The sequence below is a fragment of the Eilatimonas milleporae genome, from assembly GCF_003688555.1.
Taxonomy (GTDB): Bacteria; Pseudomonadota; Alphaproteobacteria; order Sphingomonadales; family Kordiimonadaceae; genus Eilatimonas; species Eilatimonas milleporae.
Genome location: NZ_REFR01000009.1, coordinates 750,746 through 769,464 on the forward strand (window position 1 = coordinate 750,746; position 18,719 = coordinate 769,464).

Annotated in this window: 13 protein-coding genes; 3 read left to right on the top strand and 10 right to left on the bottom strand. The window is 61.9% G+C overall.

Translation table 11 applies throughout. From position 1 onward, the window contains the following. Positions 1-2: 2 nt before the first annotated feature. Positions 3-1,826, top strand: a complete 1,824-nt coding sequence (glmS, locus tag BXY39_RS04095; RefSeq protein ID WP_121937526.1) for a glutamine--fructose-6-phosphate transaminase (isomerizing) — start codon at positions 3-5, stop codon at positions 1,824-1,826. Positions 1,827-2,978: 1,152 nt separating this feature from the next. Here glmS and BXY39_RS04105 read toward each other — a convergent pair. After that, positions 2,979-5,207, bottom strand: coding sequence for a PatA/PatG family cyanobactin maturation protease (locus BXY39_RS04105; protein WP_170163608.1), 2,229 nt, complete (start codon positions 5,205-5,207; stop codon positions 2,979-2,981). A gap of 618 nt (positions 5,208-5,825) precedes the next feature. Between BXY39_RS04105 and BXY39_RS04115 the strand changes: the two genes are divergently transcribed. Further along, positions 5,826-6,722, top strand: coding sequence for a hypothetical protein (locus BXY39_RS04115; RefSeq protein WP_121937530.1), 897 nt, complete (start codon positions 5,826-5,828; stop codon positions 6,720-6,722). A gap of 108 nt (positions 6,723-6,830) precedes the next feature. Continuing rightward, entirely contained in the window at positions 6,831-7,496 is a 666-nt protein-coding gene (locus BXY39_RS04120; RefSeq protein ID WP_121937531.1) for a ferritin family protein, read from the top strand. Here the strand turns inward: BXY39_RS04120 and BXY39_RS19125 are convergent. Genes BXY39_RS19125 through BXY39_RS04160 form a run of 9 tightly spaced genes read right to left on the bottom strand, consistent with a single transcriptional unit; the run spans position 7,413 to position 18,718 of the window. Next, complete coding sequence (locus tag BXY39_RS19125; protein WP_147453460.1) at positions 7,413-8,444, bottom strand: SGNH/GDSL hydrolase family protein; 1,032 nt, start codon at positions 8,442-8,444, stop codon at positions 7,413-7,415. The genes BXY39_RS04120 and BXY39_RS19125 overlap by 84 nt on opposite strands. Beyond that, the gene (locus BXY39_RS04125; protein ID WP_121937532.1) at positions 8,434-9,498 is read right to left on the bottom strand and encodes a hypothetical protein; all 1,065 of its coding nucleotides are present in this window, start codon (positions 9,496-9,498) and stop codon (positions 8,434-8,436) included. Before BXY39_RS04125 ends, BXY39_RS19125 begins: the two co-directional genes overlap by 11 nt. A gap of 16 nt (positions 9,499-9,514) precedes the next feature. Beyond that, on the bottom strand, positions 9,515-9,715 hold the full coding sequence (locus BXY39_RS04130) for a hypothetical protein (protein ID WP_121937533.1): 201 nt from the start codon (positions 9,713-9,715) through the stop codon (positions 9,515-9,517). Further along, complete coding sequence (locus BXY39_RS04135; protein ID WP_170163609.1) at positions 9,712-11,544, bottom strand: carbamoyltransferase family protein; 1,833 nt, start codon at positions 11,542-11,544, stop codon at positions 9,712-9,714. The genes BXY39_RS04130 and BXY39_RS04135 overlap by 4 nt, the downstream gene beginning before the upstream one ends. Beyond that, the gene (locus tag BXY39_RS04140) at positions 11,541-13,175 is read right to left on the bottom strand and encodes a class I SAM-dependent methyltransferase (protein WP_121937535.1); all 1,635 of its coding nucleotides are present in this window, start codon (positions 13,173-13,175) and stop codon (positions 11,541-11,543) included. The genes BXY39_RS04135 and BXY39_RS04140 overlap by 4 nt, the downstream gene beginning before the upstream one ends. Next, entirely contained in the window at positions 13,172-14,344 is a 1,173-nt protein-coding gene (locus tag BXY39_RS04145) for a methyltransferase domain-containing protein (RefSeq protein WP_121937536.1), read from the bottom strand. Before BXY39_RS04145 ends, BXY39_RS04140 begins: the two co-directional genes overlap by 4 nt. Before the next feature lie 30 nt (positions 14,345-14,374). Next, entirely contained in the window at positions 14,375-15,463 is a 1,089-nt protein-coding gene (locus tag BXY39_RS04150; protein WP_147453461.1) for a hypothetical protein, read from the bottom strand. A gap of 40 nt (positions 15,464-15,503) precedes the next feature. After that, positions 15,504-17,375, bottom strand: a complete 1,872-nt coding sequence (locus BXY39_RS04155; RefSeq protein WP_121937538.1) for a B12-binding domain-containing radical SAM protein — start codon at positions 17,373-17,375, stop codon at positions 15,504-15,506. Next, positions 17,372-18,718 (bottom strand): hypothetical protein, encoded by a 1,347-nt coding sequence (locus tag BXY39_RS04160; RefSeq protein WP_121937539.1) that lies wholly within the window; start codon positions 18,716-18,718, stop codon positions 17,372-17,374. Before BXY39_RS04160 ends, BXY39_RS04155 begins: the two co-directional genes overlap by 4 nt. Between the last annotated feature and the right edge of the window lies 1 nt (position 18,719).

An 18,719-nucleotide genomic window follows, 5' to 3' on the forward strand; every position in this document is an offset into this window, starting at 1 on the left:
TAATGTGTGGCATTATCGGCATCACTGGGCGGTCTCCCGCCGCTCCCCGCATGATGGAGGCGCTGAAGCGGCTGGAATATCGCGGCTATGATTCCGCCGGGATCGCCACCTTTGCACCTGGGTTGGACCGGCGACGCGCCGTCGGCAAGCTGTCGGCGCTGGACGCCGTCCTCAAGGAGGCCCCGCTGGCGGGCACGACCGGTATCGGCCATACACGCTGGGCCACGCACGGTCGGCCGACCACCGACAATGCCCACCCGCACATGGCCCCGATGGATGCGCCCAAGGTGGCGGTGGTCCACAACGGCATCATCGAAAATTTCCGCCCGCTGAAGGACGATCTCATCGCGCACGGGGCGCGGTTCGCCGGCGAAACCGATACCGAGGTGATCGCCGCCCTCATCGCCGGGGAACTCGGTGCCGGACAGGACCCGGCCGCAGCCTTCACGGCGGCGGTGGACCAACTGGACGGGGCCTTCGCGCTCGCCGTTCTGATCGACGGTGCGGACGATACGCTGTTCGCGGCGCGACGGGGCAGTCCGCTTGTCATCGGCATCACCGACGGCGAGCATTTCGTCGGCTCCGACGCCCTGGCGCTGGCCGGTTTCGCCGAACGTCTGGTTTATCTGGAGGAAGGCGACAGCGCCATCCTGACACCGGACGGATACACGGTGTTCGCCGCCGACGGCAGCCCCGTCGCGCGTCCGGAAAGCCCGGCCATGGACGGCGGCGGACTGGTGGGCAAGGGCAATCACCGCCATTTCATGCATAAGGAAATCTTCGAGCAGCCCATCGTCATCGCCCAGACGCTGGGGCGCTATGTCGACCCCGGTGCCGGCACCGTCACCCTACCCGATCTGCCATTGCCGGCAGGCGATCTGCGCCGCATCATCATGGTGGCCTGCGGCACGGCCCATTATGCCGCCATGGTCGGCAAATACTGGCTGGAAAGTCTGGCGCGCCTGCCGGTCGAAGTGGATATCGCCTCGGAATTCCGCTACCGCGACCCCGTTCTGGGCGACGGCGATCTGGTCGTGGTCATTTCCCAGTCGGGCGAAACCGCCGACACACTCGCCGCCCTGCGTCACGCCAAAGGGGCCGGCATCCCGGTCGCGGCCATTGTCAATGTGCCCACATCCACCATCGCCCGCGAGGCCGACGTCCGTCTCGATACCCATGCCGGGCCCGAAATCGGCGTCGCCTCGACCAAGGCCTTCACCTGCCAGTTGGCCGTCCTGGCCTGCCTGGCCGTGGGCCTCGCCGCCGCGCGCGGTACGCTGACTGCGGCCGAAGAAACCGACGCGGTGCAACGCCTGGAACACCTGCCCGCCATGATGGCGCGCATGCTGGTGGACGAAGACGCCATCGCCGCGCTCGCCCGCGACATTTCGGGCGCCCGCGACGCCTTTTTCGTCGGACGCGGCACTCTCTATCCGCTCGCCCTCGAAGGGGCGCTGAAACTGAAGGAAATCAGCTATATCCACGCCGAAGGCTATGCCGGCGGCGAGCTGAAGCATGGTCCCATCGCCCTGATCGACGCGGGCGTGCCCATCATCGGCCTGGCGCCGGACGGCGACCTGTTCGGCAAAAGCTGGTCAAATCTTGAGGAAATCATGGCACGTCAGGGCCATGTCTATCTGTTCACCGATGCGGACGCACCGGCCGACACGCTCAGCGGCCATGTGCCGATGCCGGCGACGGACCCGCTGACCGCCCCCATCGCCTACGCCCTGCCCATGCAGCTTCTCGCCTATCACACGGCGGTCGAAAAAGGCACCGACGTGGACCAGCCGCGCAACCTGGCCAAATCCGTAACGGTGGAGTAACGCCACGGAAAGAACAAACCCTCAGGGATTGGCATGGGACCCGGACCGAGCATTGCGCCGGCAACCCACGACCGCCCGGACATCCTGGCCCAGCCTGTATCACGCATCAAAGGGCAGGGTCACAGCACAAAGACCGTCAATTGCATCAGGGGCACAGGGCCGCCTTTCCGGCGCCTGCGTCCTTTGCCTTTTACAGCCGGCATGGATGGTCTCTCGTCCGCCCATGCCCGTCCCACCATATGATGCATATAGGGACGCGGTCGCGGCGCGGCTTGGGCCGGGGTATGGAGGGCGGTCGCACCGGCGGCGGTGACACTCTGTTCGGTGGCGGCGGATACCATGGAAAAATCCTCCGGTTAAAATCATGGCGGTCGGCGGCATATGGCCGGAAAACAAACGGCAGGAACTCGCGCCTCATCTACGGCGTGAACGCAAGGATCAGAGCCGGGAGACCCGCCAGTCAATAGTCTCTCACTCCCGGAATGCGATATCCCCATATGACGACCGTCCATCCGGGATACATCAGGCCGGGGTCACGTAACCGGTGTCACGAAACCCCGTGCACCAAAATGTTATTTGGGCACACATGCTCCTACGCAATGACCTAAAATACACAGACCCGCGCATGAGCTGTTAGCATCACAGTTGCACTGCCCCGGATGCGATTGCCGTACCGTCGACATGACGGCAGCTGCTTTAATCGGATTGCGGTATACTGGCCCGGTTTGAAATGGAGTTTTCATCATATCGTCCTTTCCTTGTTGAGTGAGAGGGTACGGGGCCGCAAAGCCCCGCACCGGGAGGTCGGATCCTTGTTTAAGGACCGCCTGTCGAAAGTGTTCTAGACGCAGGCTCCGACGCACCTGCCAAGAACGCATGCGCCAAGGCACATGGTCGGACAGTTACATTTGTCAAAAGACTGTCCCACGCCGGATACGCCTTGAACGGCCTTCAGGGACCCGCGCTGAACGGGGGTCGATTGCATTGGAGATCTCATGGTTTCACCTCTCCTGTGTTGATGGTGGCGCCTGCGCTCATATCGTCCCGCAGGCTTGGACGTGGGGGCCGGCACCGCATGCCGGCCATGTCTGACGAGACGCCAGTTCCGCTAACGGGGCATCGCCCGCCATCGCACACCACGGGCAAAACGCCCTAAAGCTGCGACAGGGGTGCCGCCCAGCTACGGATCGGGCCGACGGTCACGGGCAGCGTTTCGCTGACATCCACCGTAAAGCGGTAAATGCGGCCCGCCCGCCGGTCATTTTCAGGATCGAACATCTGCAAATGCACATCCCAGCAATCGGAATCAGGCCGGCAGATCGGGCTTTTGGCGACCCTGATGGCGAACAGTTCCAGCTTCCGCGTCGCGCAGTCCCGAAACACGGTGGCCGCCTGATAGGCATTGGTCGCGGCAAAATTGATGGCACGGTCCTGCGGCGTCGTGCCCAGATTGCGCAATTCGTCATATACCCGCGCCAGGAAATTCAGGATGACGTCCTCGGGCACATCCTCGGCGTCGGCCGCCGCGCGCACGCTGGATACCAGATCCTCGGACTTCCACTGGTACATGCCCCGCAAATCGGGCACCAGCACCGGCAGGGTCATGCCGTTCATCAGACGGGTGGTGCCGCCGACGATCCCCGGTACCGATACCCGCTGCATGTCGCCACCACTGTCCAGCGCACTGCTCAGAGCGCCCAGAACGGCCTTGTAGACAGGTACGGCAAAGGTCCCGGCAGGCTGAATGGCGTATAACGGAATTTGGTCCTGCATCAGGATGAACGTGATGCCGCCGGCATATTCCAGATTGTCGGACAAAAATTTGATCAGCTCGGCCGGGGTGTTGGCCTTCACCGGATCGCCGATCGCCTGCACGATCGCGTCATAACGCGCTTCTGTGCCGAAATCGAACCACAACGCCCCAAGGGCATAGACCGTCTGCGGTGCCTCGCCGCCGCCGCAGCCACAGCCCGATTGTTCCACCGGGGCGCCCTCGGCCTGCGACGGGACCACGGCCCCTTCAGTGGGCCCCGTGTCCTTCAGGCCTGATTCATGAAGGCCGGATTTATTCAAACCCGCCGCGCCGCCTTCGGCTGCGGGCATACCGTCATGCGCGGACGGCGCCATACCCTGTAACGACACGCCCTGTGGTGCTGAACTTTGGGCGAACGCGACCGGAGTGTTCGTCATTGGGGCCGCCGGGCCCTGTGGCAGGGGCGCTGCCGCAAGGCCCGGATCGGCGGCATGACCGGTATCGCCGGAAGGCGTTACGGCCGTTTCGGAAGCAGTGGGTGTTTGCATCGGTCTTTCTCTCTTGTTTGCTGGGTGGCTGATATGCGCGGGGCAGCGGTCCCCCCGCATGGCGGATGGCGTAACGAAATCCGAAAAACCGGCCCCGTCGGAGGCAGAGCCCGAAGAAGCGCTGCCAGAAAAGACGGTGTCAGAAGAGACGGCATTGGAAGAAACGGTGTTGGAAGGAACAATGGCGCGGGGAGCAGAACTCCGCACAACGCGCGCATTTGCACGGCCCCGGTCATGCAAATGCCGGATGGCTGCGGCAATATTCAGACGCCCGGCCAGAAGACGCTCGCAGGCACCGTCACGGTCCGGCACGCAAGGGTCGGCGCTCTCGATCAGGACCGCCCGGATGTCGGCGGCTCGCAAATCGTAACCGGCCTGCCGTGACAGATGCAGAAGATGGGCGGCAACGCCCGACACAATGGCGGTGGCATAACTGGTGCCGGTGCGTTTCGCCGACCTGCCGTGCCGGTCGGTCAGCGCGATCCCGACACCCGGCGCCATAAGGCCGTGTGTGCCGTAACTGTCGCCCCAATTGCTGCTGTCATGCGGCCGGCCGTCTGCATCCATCGCCCCCACGGCCAGCACGGTGGGAACCGCCGCCGGTACATGCAGGCATGCGCATCCGTCATTGCCGACGGCGGCGATGACCAGAACGTCTTCCCGTTCGCAGTGGGCCAGCGCATCCTCAAGATGGCTTCCCGCATCCGCCGTCGATGTTCTTTGCCCGGCACTGACATTGACGATGGACGCACCACGCGCCACCGCCAGATTGAGGGCACGCGCCAGATCCAGTTGCGAGGCCATGCGCGCACCCGGTTGCCCAGGCCCTGCGGAAAAGAAAATGGGCAGCGCCAGCGCGGACAAAGGCGTCGCCCCATCGCCAAGCGCCTCAGCCGTATCGAAAATCAGCCCGCACACATCGGTCCCATGATCGTCAGGAGCCTCACAGGCCGGCGGAATCAGGCTTGTTTCCATGGTGACGCTCCGGTCGACCAGCGCCGGCGCCTTCAGATCGGGCACACCGTCGACCACGGCAACCATAACGGTATCGGATCGCTCGGCGGCGGCGTTGCGTGACATGGATATATTCCCCTGGACTGGAATGACCGGTTTCGTTTTGAAGAGATGTTGGCGGCAGCGCCTGCGACACGGGCTCCGCCCGGATGGCATCAGGGTGCCGCCGGCATGGGCACCGTCGCGCGTTCGGGAGGTGGGATGTCCGGTAAATATACCGGCAAACAGTCCGGCATATCGTGTGATGCATGGGCCGTCGAAGACGCAGCCCCATACAGTGCCACAGACACTGCCGGCATACGGACGGTATTACCGTCACAGCCTGCTTGGACCAGCAGAAAAGCGGTTGCCTGTATCATGATCTCGCACCCCCCATCGGTGAATGAACACACCCATAAAGGGCAATTTGCATGCCAGTTCGGTGATGCCACATGACAAGAGGACACAGCGGCTGTCCGGTGATACGGAAAACGGCGGTGAAACAAATAGCTATCGTCTTCAGGGGGACAGACGGGGACGGATTTCACCCCGCCCTGGGGCCCTCTCGGTTCTCGTCGGGAAAGATGTCCAAAATGTCCGGACAGTCGCACCGGACACTTTGGACATCCTGGGCGGGGCCGCCATTTCCTGACCCCGTAAGCGATACGGACGTGACAGCGTCAGCGCACAGCCTATACTTGTGACATGCTGCCCTTTTCCATCAATATGCGAGACAGAAAGCTGTACTTTCTCGACCGTGACATTACCGCCCTGTCATGGGAGCCGGCCTTGGATGTGCGCGCCATACTGTGCGAGACGCCGCTTTTTGAAATGGATATGACGGATGAGACACTGCACACGCGTCAAACGGATGTGCCGGTCACCTTTTTGTTTCATCCTTCCTTTTGCCACTCCACCCTGTTAACCGCGCTGCTGCATGAAAATGGTCTGACCGCCATCAATGAACTGCTGCTGCTGCATCAGCTTGAAAGCGAAATGGAAAGCGGGAACCCCGACGGTCTGCGACCGGTCATTCATTTCACCCTGGAGACGGTCTTTCATCTGAATGAGGACAGACCGTTCATTTGCAAACTGGATACGCTTTTACTCGCGGACCTGCTTGTGGCCTGTTATCCGAACGCGCAAACCATCCTGTTGATGCCGTCCCTGGAACAGTTTCTGTTTCACATCCTTGACAAATATAAACGACAGGCCTGGTGTGAGGATCAGTTTTTTCGCTATCGCAAACTCTGCGGCCTGCAACGGATCCAGCCCAAAAACGATCTTGAATATATCGTGGCGCTGTGGGACTGCTCCGCGCATATTCTGCAACGCATCGCCGACCGGCAACCGTCGCTGTTCATACAGTCCGGGGATTTGCTGGCGGACCCGGAAGCCACCCTTCGAAAATGCTGCGCGTTTTTCGGTCACGGACCCGACCGGATTTCCCTGGATGCGATGGGGTATCATTCCAAGACCCGGGGCCGCTTTCTGCCGGAAGACTATGCCGGCCTGTTGCGGGAATTTTGTGACCGCCGGCCGCACATGATCGAAACCGCCCATATGTATCGCTCTCAACTATGCCGCGAACGAAAAATATGATATTTGTGCATCATCGGGTTTCGGGTACCGCGCCAGGGATTTACGAACAGAAAAGAGATTTACGGACAGGATATACGCATTTGTCTCCTTCCCGGGAGGCCCGCACATATGAGAGCATTTCTGATAAAATATTTCACCCGCGCCTCTTGGGGGTCGAGCCCGAGACGCCTTGCACTGTCGCTGCACCGTTTTTCCCAGGTTGAAGCGGATTCCGGCTGGCAGGCCCTCAACCTTCTCTACCGGACCGACGATGTCGACCTGCAGGCGGAACTGTTCAAGATCGCGGTTGAAGAGGCCGAACATGCGGAACTGTTCCGCAATCTGGCCCAAAAAATCGACCCGCAGGCCAGGGCGTTTCTGGCACAGCGGGAACGCATGGACCTTTACGCCGCCTATGGCTCCGTCCTGAACACGCTTGCCGATATTTCCGTCAGCGAAATGGCGGTCCATGACGAATTCGACAAATACGGCAAGGCAACGGACAATGCGGATGTCAAAGCCCTCTTTGAAAAAATCAAGGAGGATGAGGCCGATCACGGCAACGACACCTTTGATATTCTCAGGCGCGTGGCCGGCGATGAAAAATCCTTCCGGTCGGCGTTGCGCTCCGCGTCCCACCGGCGGATGTGGCGCAATTACGGGTTTGTGTCCAAAGGCTTCGGCAATTTCATGATGTCGATCCTCACATCGCTATTTTATTGGAGCCTGGGCTTTCTGGTTCTGCTCTTCTCCGGTGGTCGCGGGGTGGCGCGCCAGAATGTGGCGGGCCAATAGGGCCGCGACCAGATCCACCCCTTCGGCGGACAGATGCTGATCGTCACGCTGGAACAAATCTAGCCTGTTTTCCGCCGATGTCATATGCGACACCAGATCGATATCGCCGGGAAATGCCCAGAAACATTGGGCTTGCGCCAACACGGGCCGATAATTGGCAAGCCGGCGGCTGTCGATCCGCGCATCCCACGGAATGGCAAGCCGAATTCTTTTGGGAAAGATATCCAGGCGCTGGTCCAGTGTCTCGATACGGGTCTGTATAACCGCCGCGGCCGACCGCGTCAGTGGATTGCAGTTGATGGGCGGTGCCAGGTGGTAGGGCGACAGCATGTTCCTGGCATCGACGATGAAGGAAAAAAGCGCCGTCTCCATCATCCAGCAGGGCAGGGTCTCGGCAGGGCCGCCCGGCACCACAAGGGTCGAACAATTGACGCGGGCAAATGTGTCTCGTGTGTAGCTGTCCTGACCATCGTTGATTTCCGTATAAACGGTCACAAGGATCGTATCCGGGGTCTCCTCGGCGGCGCTTTCCCAATAGGACCAGGGTCCGGTTCCCGGCAGGCCCTTGTTGATGACACGGTAGTCCGGTCCGATATGGGCTTGCAGCCGGTTTGAAAGGGTCTCGGCGTCGTCAAGCCCCCAGCCGAACACCTGGGAATCCCCGATCAGGACCACTCTTTGCGGGGCGCTGTTTTCATTCCGGTCACCGCCGGGACTGTACCGGTGTCCCTGCCCGTTGATCGACACATTGACCGGCCGGCCGCGATGCAGATAGCGGTGCCTGCCGTGTTTGAGCACATAGGCGGTGCCGCCCGCGCCGGGCTGAAAAAAATTGGGCAATGTGTTCGAAAACCCGGATCGCGCATTCAGCAGCAGCTCCAACCCGGCAACAGCCGCGAGAAACAGAAGAAGGTGCCTCGCGGTATTTTTGAGAACTCTATTCCCCATTCTGAAGCTGTCCGATGATTTCAGCGGCCAGAATTTCATGACCCAGTCGGGTTATATGGTGCGAGCTTCTTTCAAAAACCCCTGCACTGTCCAACGCACGGTCAAGGACAAGCGCACGAAACGAAACCACGGACAGGCCCTCAACCGACAGGCGCGCGGCAATATATCGCTCAAGGGCATTCATCATCTGGGCAAGCGCCGCCCGCCGGCCCGCCCAGTCTTCAAACATCCGGGGATCGTTGCTGAAAGGGCCGTATTTCAGCAATTCATCCGGGTCAACCTGGAAATCGGACGGCATCAGCACGACAATTTTTTGCGCCGCCTCGGGGCCGCAGGCAAGAACGGCCTGAATATGCCTGACCATCTCGTCCGCAAGCGTGACACGCTCTGCCGCCGTCAGATTGTACAGAATTGGGTTCACCCCCGGCAAAGCATGCGTCATCAAAATCCCGCGTGACCGCGCAATCGCCAGGCGCATGTAAATCCGGCTGTGGCGCAACAAAAATCTGTGAAGGCCGCTGGACGCCGTGCCGCGACGTGTGCGCCCGCCCAGATAGATTTCGTCCAGATCATTTCCCAAATTGACGACGACAACCATAAGCGCGGCGGACATCTCATTCGTCAACGCCCCGCCGCACACGGCATTTGACAGAAGCTCCATGTCCGTGGACGGGCTGGCGAAGATCCGGACACCATTGTCTTGAAAAAGCCGCTGGTGGACACGAAAACCGAACGTGTCCTCGAAATCGAGACCATACCCAAGGGCCTGCGAATCCCCGATAACAAGCGTGCCGGAACTTGGGGCCGCATCAGGGTCGGCGGTCTCGTGAATGCGGGCCCCCATGGAATTGGTTTTGTAACGCACGGGTGGGCGGTCCGGAAAGGACACAAGCACATTGTCGTTTTGGTAAAGGCTGGGGATGCCCGTTTCCTGATAGAAAAAGGGGATCGTCGGCAACCCGGCGAACACAAGCCGCAACACGATTTCCATGATCGCAATAACGGCCGACAGGCTGCACAGCAGGTAAACCAATATTTTGCCGGCCCTGACCATTCATACCCTCGCGGTCTTACAGGATCGGGTACACAAAAGGGGCAAGCGGCCCGGTCAGGGCCAGCAGGGCAATGACCAGTGCCAGGGACAACAGCACCAGCAACAACGGGATCAGAACATAGGATCTGGTTGCCCCGACCGCCTTCAGAATATCCCCCAAGGATATCATGACCGAGAAAACGACACGCCCGCGACGGGCCCACGACAGTCCTTTCATTGTTCCCCCCCATGCCCGTTCAGTCTGGTGATGACGACATTTTCCACGCACAGAATGTCAAGGTCCATGCGTGCAAAAAACACCAGGGCCTCTTCAGCCGTGTTGATAAGCGGCTCCCCCGCCCCGTTGAACGAGGTGTTGAGAAGCGCCGCCACACCCGCATGGGCCTTGAACGCCTTCAGCAGTTCGTAAAAATCCGTGTGATCCTCACGGGTAACGATCTGGGGGCGGGTCGTGCCGTCGCTGTGAACGGCCGCCCGCACCTGATCCAGCGCCTCTTTGTCCACAGGCAGCGTGCTTTGCATCCATCTGCTCAGGTCCCGGTTGATCCGGCTGCCGAAAAGCGCTTCGGCATCCTCTTCGGCGACGCTCAACGCATAGGGTCTGAAGGCCGCTCTGAATTTGACCGCGCGGCTCAACCTTTCGGCTGTTTCAACACGGGCCGGGTGGCAGAGAATGGACCGTGCGCCAAGGGCGCGAGGGCCGAATTCCGCAGCCCCTGAAATCCATCCCACAATGGCCCCTTTGGAAAGCCCGTCGCAAACAAACCGCCGTTTCTCCGCATCGTCGTCGAAGGTCAATAAGGCCGGGCGGATGTCCGGGCTGCCGACATGACCGGCACGCCCGGCATCGGCCCAGTCCTCTTTGCTCAATTTACCGAACAGCGGCGCAAGGCGCCGCACATCGACACGCGGGCCCGAGTAGATTTGCCCGGACGCGGGCCGGGGCACAGGATGCCCCAGGTCGGAAAACCCCAGATACATGGCACCGACGGCACCGCCGCCATCACCCGGGTCCGGCGGGACGAAAACGTCGGAAAACAGGCCGCTGTCACGAATGCGGCTGTTTGCAACCGCGTTGAAGGCAAGACCCCCGGCCATGCAAAGCCGCTTTGAACCTGATTTGTCCCGTACGGTTTGCGCCAGCGCCTCGACAACCTCCTCGGTTTTCATTTGCAGACTGGCGGCCACATCGGCGGCCCTGCGATTGGTTATGCACGGCTTTTGCCGCTCAAGGGCGTCAAAGGATGAAAACCCTTTGCCGGCATGTCTGTACGGGCCGTCCAGTGCCTCGGAAAGCTTCGGTTTGTAAAAGCGGTCGGCATTGGCGGCAAAATCGAAATAAGACGGGTCGATCCGGAACCGGCCGTCACCGTCCACCTGGATCAACCGATCAAAAAACGCCTTGAACGCAGGCTGCCCGTAGGATGCCAGGGCCATGGTGCTGCATTCGGAATTGTTGGGCTCAAACCCCAGATATCCGGTCAGCGCGGCATAGACGAGACCAAGCGAGTTCGGAAATTTTTGCAGCTGTATGGTGTCGATGCCGGCGTCCCTTGTGCCCTTGGCCAGCATGCCGCAATTGTCTTCCCCCACACCGTCAAGGGTCAGGATGGCCGCCTCGTCGAAAGGGGACGCATAAAACGCATAAGCAGCGTGGCTTAGATGGTGTTCCGCGAAAGCAACCTTGCGCGGGTCGACCCCAACCTCGCGCACGATTTTGGTCCGGACCCATAATTTATCGGACATCCAGTGCAACATGGACCGCGAAAAGCTGAGGGGCCGCCAGGGGTAATGGGCAAGGTGCCGCTTCATGACATGAAGAAACTTGAAATGCGGGCGCTCGTAAAAAACGATACGGTCCAGCCGGTCGGCGTCGATACCGGCTTCGGCAAGACAGTGGTTGATCGCATTGACCGGGAAGGCCTGATCATGGCGAATACGGGTAAAGCGCTCTTCCGCGACCGCTGCGATCAACCGCCCGTCACCGCCGATCGCGGCGGCACTGTCATGATAATATGCGGACAGGCCCAGGACATATCTGGTCATTGGATACTCCCGGCCATCGCATCGGGCTGGCGGCGCGGGGCATGCGCCGGCTCCGCCAGCCGTGGGGGCTTTTCTATGATCAGGACAAGAAACTGGCGCAGGTCGGGGCCGAAATGCAGGCCTTCGCAGGCCGGCTGAAAATCCAGACGCCCGCATCCGATCCGGCTCAGGATCGTCTGAAACCGCTCGTCGAATTCGGCCCGGTCATAAGCCCGGAAATCCAGATCAACACCGTGATCTTGCAGCACCGACCGGATGACAAGATATTTTTCATGCTGTCCGCACAGAAGCGGCGCCTGCGGGTCCATGCCCAGAAACTCCGCCAGTGACACGACCCTGGCACGGGCACCCAGCGTTTCCGCGCAGTCGACCAGCGCGCCGAAATGGGTGCTGTGCTCCGTGTGATTGAGATGATCGACACATCTGTTGCCCGAGACAAGATCGCCGAACTCCGAGATGAAGGCCCGCCCGCCCGGCTTCAGCGCCCGCAGGACATTTTCCAGAAACGCGAAACAACCGGTTGCGGTCCTGACCGTCCCGGCCGCCCCCATCATGCGCAGATCGGCGATCACCTCGTTACAGACAATGACATCAAACGCATCCCGGCCCGGCAACGCGTCCTCCGCATTGCCGTGAAAATACCGGACATGGTCAAAGGATTTCAGCGCCTGTTTCTGTCGTTGCAGCAGGTGATCCGACAGGTCCTGAAGGGTATAGCACAAAGGATGGTCCTTGGGCGCGGCCCCCAGAAAGGCCCTCAGAAAGGCTCCTGCCAGATCGCCTGTTCCGCCGCCGACCTCAAGAATATCCGACACCGCCCGCAGGTCCGCGTGCCGGGCGACTGCCCGCAGGAAGGCGGCCCCGTACGCCTGCCCGTCCAGCATGGCCGTCGGCCGGCGGAAGCTGTGGGCGACCGTTGTCTCCACCCAGTCGAAATTCCACAGGCCGTCGATCTCCAGACCCTCATAATAAGCGGTCGGGTCTGTCGCGGATGTCGCGCGGATATAATTCTGAAACGGGAAATGCCAGGGCGCCTTCAGGCTGGCGCTGAAAATGCTTGGGTCGACCAGCCGGATCATCTGGCGGTTTGGATCGCTCAGGTACAAGAGCCCGTCACGGATCTCCCGCGGCGTGAAGGAAGTCGTCCGCAAAAAATCCCCGAAACAAGTCTCCGCCTCGGCGGCACGCAACAGGGCGGCATGAACGGCCTGAAGGGGTTCGCAAACGACTTTCGGTGCCTCGGCCGTTCTCGGCAGGTGGCAGTCGATCAGCGTTTCCAGACGGTATAGCCGCACAGGCGCCGTCTTCAGCGTATAGACGGCCGGCACATGCGCCGGAACGACAAGCCTGTGATGCGCCCACGCGTGCCACCACGTGTCCGGGTCCGTGGACCCTTCTTCCACCGTCTCGAACCCCAGCCCGGCGAATATGTCAAGCAGGGCGGCGCGGGCATCGGGCGCAAGTCCGCCATCACCGTGCAGCGCCGCGTGCATCTCGGGGCTCAGTTCATGGGCCAGCCCCGTGAACCTGTGGGCAACGCCGTATGGCGACCGCTCGGGATAAAAGGCATTGCGAAGGAACACCACGCTCGGCAATGCCGCCAGACGGGATATGTCCACCCGACCGGTCATGGGCGCAGCTCCAGCATTTCAAGGGCATGGCGGACATGATAGCCGCCCAGCACCCGCCGCTCGAACAGGTCCGTGACCAGATCGTCGCCCTGTGCCTTGTCCAGCGCGAAACGCGCCGCCAGCTTCCCGATGGCCCGTGTTTCCACGGGCGCGCGGAACGCCTCGATGAAATCGCGGGCCGTGGTGCTGACCACGAAAGGCGGCACCATCCGCGACCCGGTGGCGACAAGATATCCGTCGTCGCCGTCCAGCGGGATCGTTTTGACCCCGTCGGGCAGGCACAGCGCCCCGCAGTCGGGCCATGCCAGGACACCACGGCGCCGCCCCGCCGGCTTGACAGCGCACAGCATGCCCGAGACATCCGGCATGTTCAGGCGGACGATGGTGAAGTCCCGCGCCAGGCGGTCATAAAAACGTGCCACGGCGTTTTCATCGCCGCTGTGCCAACCGTCGTCGGCGAAACTGGCGTCGAACAGCAGGAAACCGCTGCCCCCCAGCCGCCTTTGCAGCAGACCCAGACAGGTGTCCGGGTTGGCCACGTGATCCAGCACATCGATTGCCAGTATCAGATCGCAGTCCCCGGCAGGCCTGCCGCCGGTATACAGGGTGCCGAGGCTCAGTTCCCGACCGCAGAACCGCACGAAGCGCCGTTTCACATGATTGGTGTCCGAATACCGGACAGTGATGCCCCGCCCGGCCAGGGCAAGGGCGAACCGTCCGCCGCCGCCACCGAAATCATGGACACTGGCGACACCAAGGTCCGCCACCATATCCAGATAGCACTGGTCGCGGTACTTCAGGCGGTCGGATGTGCAATGTTCCCACACATCCTCGATCAATGCCGCCATCAGCCAGAAATAGGCCGACTTGGTTTCCCGGGCGGCGTCCTCGGGCTCCGGCGGGAACCCGGTTTTGCGGGCCGCCGGGATCTGTCCGGGCACGTCCGCCACGACGAAGCGGAAAAACAGGTCGGTCCATTCGGGCAGCGAGAACCGCCCGGTGGCCACGGTGTTCCGGCTCATACCCGCCAAGGCGAACAGGTTTCGGAAAAACCTGTCTTCGCTGTCCGGATACTTGAACGAGGCGGCGGGGACGCGGTACCCGAAGGCCGCTTCAAAAAGGTCCACGGCCTTGCGGAATATCACGGCCCCGCAGTGCGATCCGGTCATACGGACGGATATCCGGACTGTGCGCGTGCGCTATTGCAGCCGGTCAATCGCCAGCCTCAGCAATTCCACTCTGGGATCGTCGCTGTCGCCCCTCGGCAGGTCGGCCAGTTCGGCGACCTCCGCCCGGCGGATTTTGTTGCCTCTGGACCGCGCGTCAAGCTCGGCCAGTCCGAACCGGCCCCATGCCACACCGGCCTCGTCCTTCAGGGCTTCGGCCTCGCGGATGGACTGGTTGTAAAGGTCGGTGGCCCGCTCGGTCCTGCCGCGCAGCCCCTCATAACGGGCAAGCGTCCATTTGGCGATCATGATCTCCTTGGCCTGGTCGCTTGTCATCATCTGCCGGGTCTCAAGGCCCATTTTCGCGGCCTGATAGCCCATTTTCAGCGCCCTGTCGGACATCTCGCCGATATCGGGGATCATGTAGGACGCGATATTGTGATAGATTTCGGCGATCCGCAGCATCAGGGCCTCGTCCAAAACCGTGTTGTCCTTGGCCCCCAGGCTTTTCAGCGTTCTTTCGTTGAACGCCATGGCCGCCTTGGAAATGGCCAGAAGCTCGCGCTCATTCTCATTGGTCAGGTCATTGCCCTGCTGATTCAGATAGACAATGTCGGTGATGGTCCACAAATATTCAAAGGCGACTTTTTCCGGATGGCCTTCGCCCTCGATCGCCGCCACCGCCGCGTCGGTCTTGCCGGCCTTGACCAGCAGCATGGCCTGACGCGATGTCTCGCGCAGCCGCAGCGAATCCTCAAAGGCGCGGGTGTCCCGTTGCAGGGATGCCATCTTCTCGCCGTCACGCGTGCCCAGATTGGCCCTGTCCCGGTACAGCCGCATCAGGGCGACCGTCTCGGGCGCCGTCGGAGCCGTCATCTGCTGGCGGAAGGCCACATAGTCGCTCGGCATGAACAGGTCCGACCGCAGCGCCGCCAGATCGTGGCTGGACCGGTTGCCGTGCGCCTGCGCCTGCCACCCGTTCAACTGAAAGGCGCCACCGGCTGCCAGGGTGCCGATGATCAGCCGCCGCATGGTCTTGTCGCCGCTCATCACGCCGCCCTGTTGTGTTTTTTTCTTCTTCGACTCTTGAGAATTTTTCTTCGTCGAATCTTTTTTCGTCATCAGATCATTCCTCATCAAAAAGCCGGAAACCCCCGACGGTTCACGCTATTCGAAGACAAATCGGGTCGCCGCGCCCGTCCTGTGGCATGTCATCGCCGGCAAAGGCGGCCATGGCGGACGCGTCCATCTCCCGTGACTGGAGGGAGAAGTCAGCCCCGTAACTCATCAAAAACCACCGGCCGGCTGCCCCGGACACCGGGCCGGCGGATACACAGTCACGCACAGCTACTGGATTGTTACTCAGAATATGACGAATTAAACCTATGATATCATATTTACAATTTATAAGCCACGCATAATCTAGCGCCTCTTCCGGGTTGCTGAGCGACAGCGCCCGCATTTCCGCGCTGACCCGGCTCACCTGGGCAAGCTCCGCCAGGTAGGAGGCCTGCGGCCGGTGCGACAAAGTCTCGATCAGGTGCAGAAAGCGCGCGGCCACCGTCTCCGTCACCGTGGACGATGACGCGAACTCGAAGGGCCGCTCCCCGACCATGGCCGCGAACAGGCTCGACAGCCGGCCGCCGAAATAGGTCCGGACCACATGACTGAGAAAGGGGGTGCCGATTTCGGGCGCGATGAAATTGACAAAGGTGGAGGCGGCGATGATCCGCCAGCGCGGGCACTCGGACGGATAATGGTAAAAGACCGAGAAAACCTCCGGATGGGCGGCGATCATATCCCGGTCCAACAACACGTCGGCCTCCGGCCCGATCCCGTCGAAGCGGATCGGCCGGCCCTCGGCGTCCAGACTGGTGCCCGGCTCCGGGGACAGCATATGCAGCTGGGTGCGCAGCTTTTGCGGCTCCAGCGCCCAGAGATCGCCGATCAGGTCCAGGGTGGCGTTCTGGTCATCCACCGTTTCCTCCGGGAACCCCGTGATGAAGGAGGCCGTACAGTTGAGCCCACGGTCCACGACCAGAGACAGCGCCGCCCGGGTTTTCGCCAGGTCGAGATTCTTCCGCACCACCGCCTGCAGGCGCTGCGACCCGGTTTCAATACCGAAATAGATATCGACACAGCCGGCACCGATCAGATCGTCCAACAGGTCCAGGTCCAGCGTGTCGGCACGCATGGAGCATTTCCAGGTGAACCCCCGGTCTTTCACCATGGCGCAAAACTGCCGCAGGCTTTTCTTGTTCAGCCCGAACAGATCGTGATTCATATTGAAAAAGGTGGTGCCGAACCGGGCCCGGCACGCCTCCATCTCCTCCAGAATGCGGTCGTTGGATTTCAGCCGGTACCGCCGCTGAAAGAATTGCGCCGTCGAACAGAAGGTGCAGGCAAAGGGGCAGCCGCGCCCGGCTTCCACGCTCAATTCGCAATTCTGCAGATATTTCGCCGGGTAGAAGTCCAGCGCCGGCGCCGGAATGGCGTTGATGTCGATCAGGTCGCGCTCGGCCCCGGTCTCGACCAGATCGCCGCCCGCCCGGTAAATCAGGTTGGGGATATGGTCCAGGCTGCCGCCCGTCGCCAGCGCCTCCACCAGCGGCACGATCAGATTTTCGGCCTCATATTTCACCACAAGGTCAAAGACCGGAAAGTCCTCCATCAGCCGGCGGCCGACAATGGTCGCATGGGGGCCGCCGATAATAATCGCCCCGGTGAAACCCGCCTCCCGCATGTATTGCGCCACCCGGATGACAAAGGGCAGCGTGCGCCCGTAAGCGGTGAACCCGACGATATCCGGCGCCCGGTCGAGGCAGTGCCGCGCCCAGTGGACGAGAAAGGCATCCGTCAGGTCGGAAAAGTCGCTCTCGGTGAACAGGATTTTGGGGTCGACAATGGCCGGTGCGTGTCCCGCCTGCCGCAGGATGGTCGCCAGGCTCATCAGTCCCAGATGCGGGTCGGGCTTGGCCATCGTGCGGCCGCTGCTGCGATAGACGAACATATTGTCGTTCAGAAGAACCTTCATGACCGATCCGCTCCCGCCTCTGATGCCGGTTTTGGCCTGAGGGCGCGCGCCGCCCGCAAAAAGTCAGTGACGCTATCCGGCAGGGCGGGACCGGCCGCCACACCGTCCCCGTCAGCCGCCGCCGCGATCCCCCGGCACAGGTCATCGGACAGATTTTCGAAAACCGCCGCATGGCCGTTGGCGCACAGACAGACATCTCCGGTCGACAGCCGGGCGCTGAGGACACGCGCCGACCGCCGGAGCGGGGCGGCCGCATCGGTCCCATCCCCTTCCCCGTTCTTTTCCCCGCTCTCCTCCTCGCTCACGGTACCATCAGCCAGCAGCGGCGGCGGTGTGCGAAAACCGTCGGCGGTGACGAATTTCATCCAGTCGATGCGCAGGCTGTCGCGAAACAGGCTGTCGTCGATCAGGGCCGCCAGTTCGGCCGTGGCCATATGAAAACAATCCGGCGGCTCGGCGCTGTTCTCTTGCGTGCCGGCAAAACTGACCCCCATACCCTTGTGTACGGCGTCAAAGCCCAGAAAGCTGTTGGCCAGACTGTGCAGCACCCGTTCGCGCGGCCGGTTGTCCCACCACATGCCGATATTCCACGCGGCCGTCGGCCCGGGCGGGTCACCCGGTGCATCGTCGGTCTCGGCGATGTGCCAGAAATCCGCCGGCCAGTAGAGCAGCTCGCCCGGGTCCGCCGCACGGTACAAGGCGTCCCCCCGGTAGGGCGCCACATCCATGGAATCCTGCATCTCCGGATGGTCGAGGCCGTATTGATGCGGCCACAGCCAGAAGGCCTTGCGCCCCAGGATCGGCACGGTCAGCACGCTCATCTGTCCCCGGTGAATGCCGAACGGCGTTTTGGAATAGCGCCCGAGGAAAGCGCAGGTGTCGAACCCGCCGGACGGCAGGCCGACCTCGGCCGCCACGCCGCGCGCCAGCGTCCGCGCCGCACCCCACAGCCGGTCCGAATACAGATGCGGGTCGGCAAGCAGGATGGTGAACTCCCGTGGCCGCAACAGCCTGTCGACCCGGTCGAGATACCCGCCGAGATCGGCGTCCTGCCCGTCCGGCAGATAGGCGGGCAGAATGTCCGCGGGCACACCGTCCAGCCACAGATTGACGCCCGCACCGCCGCACCGCTCCAATTGCCTGCGGATGTTTTTCAGGGCGTCGAACAGCGGCGCGCCGTCCCCCCGGCCGGGCATGTCGTCGGCAAGGGCGGCGGGCGCAATCTGCCACACGGTCTTCAGCCCGCCGCGCCACGGCGGCTTCCGCCCGGTCTCCATGGATGGATCATCCGTGGATGCGCCCTTCACGGCGGCCGGTGTGTCTGCAAGGCGGTGTCCGGCCATC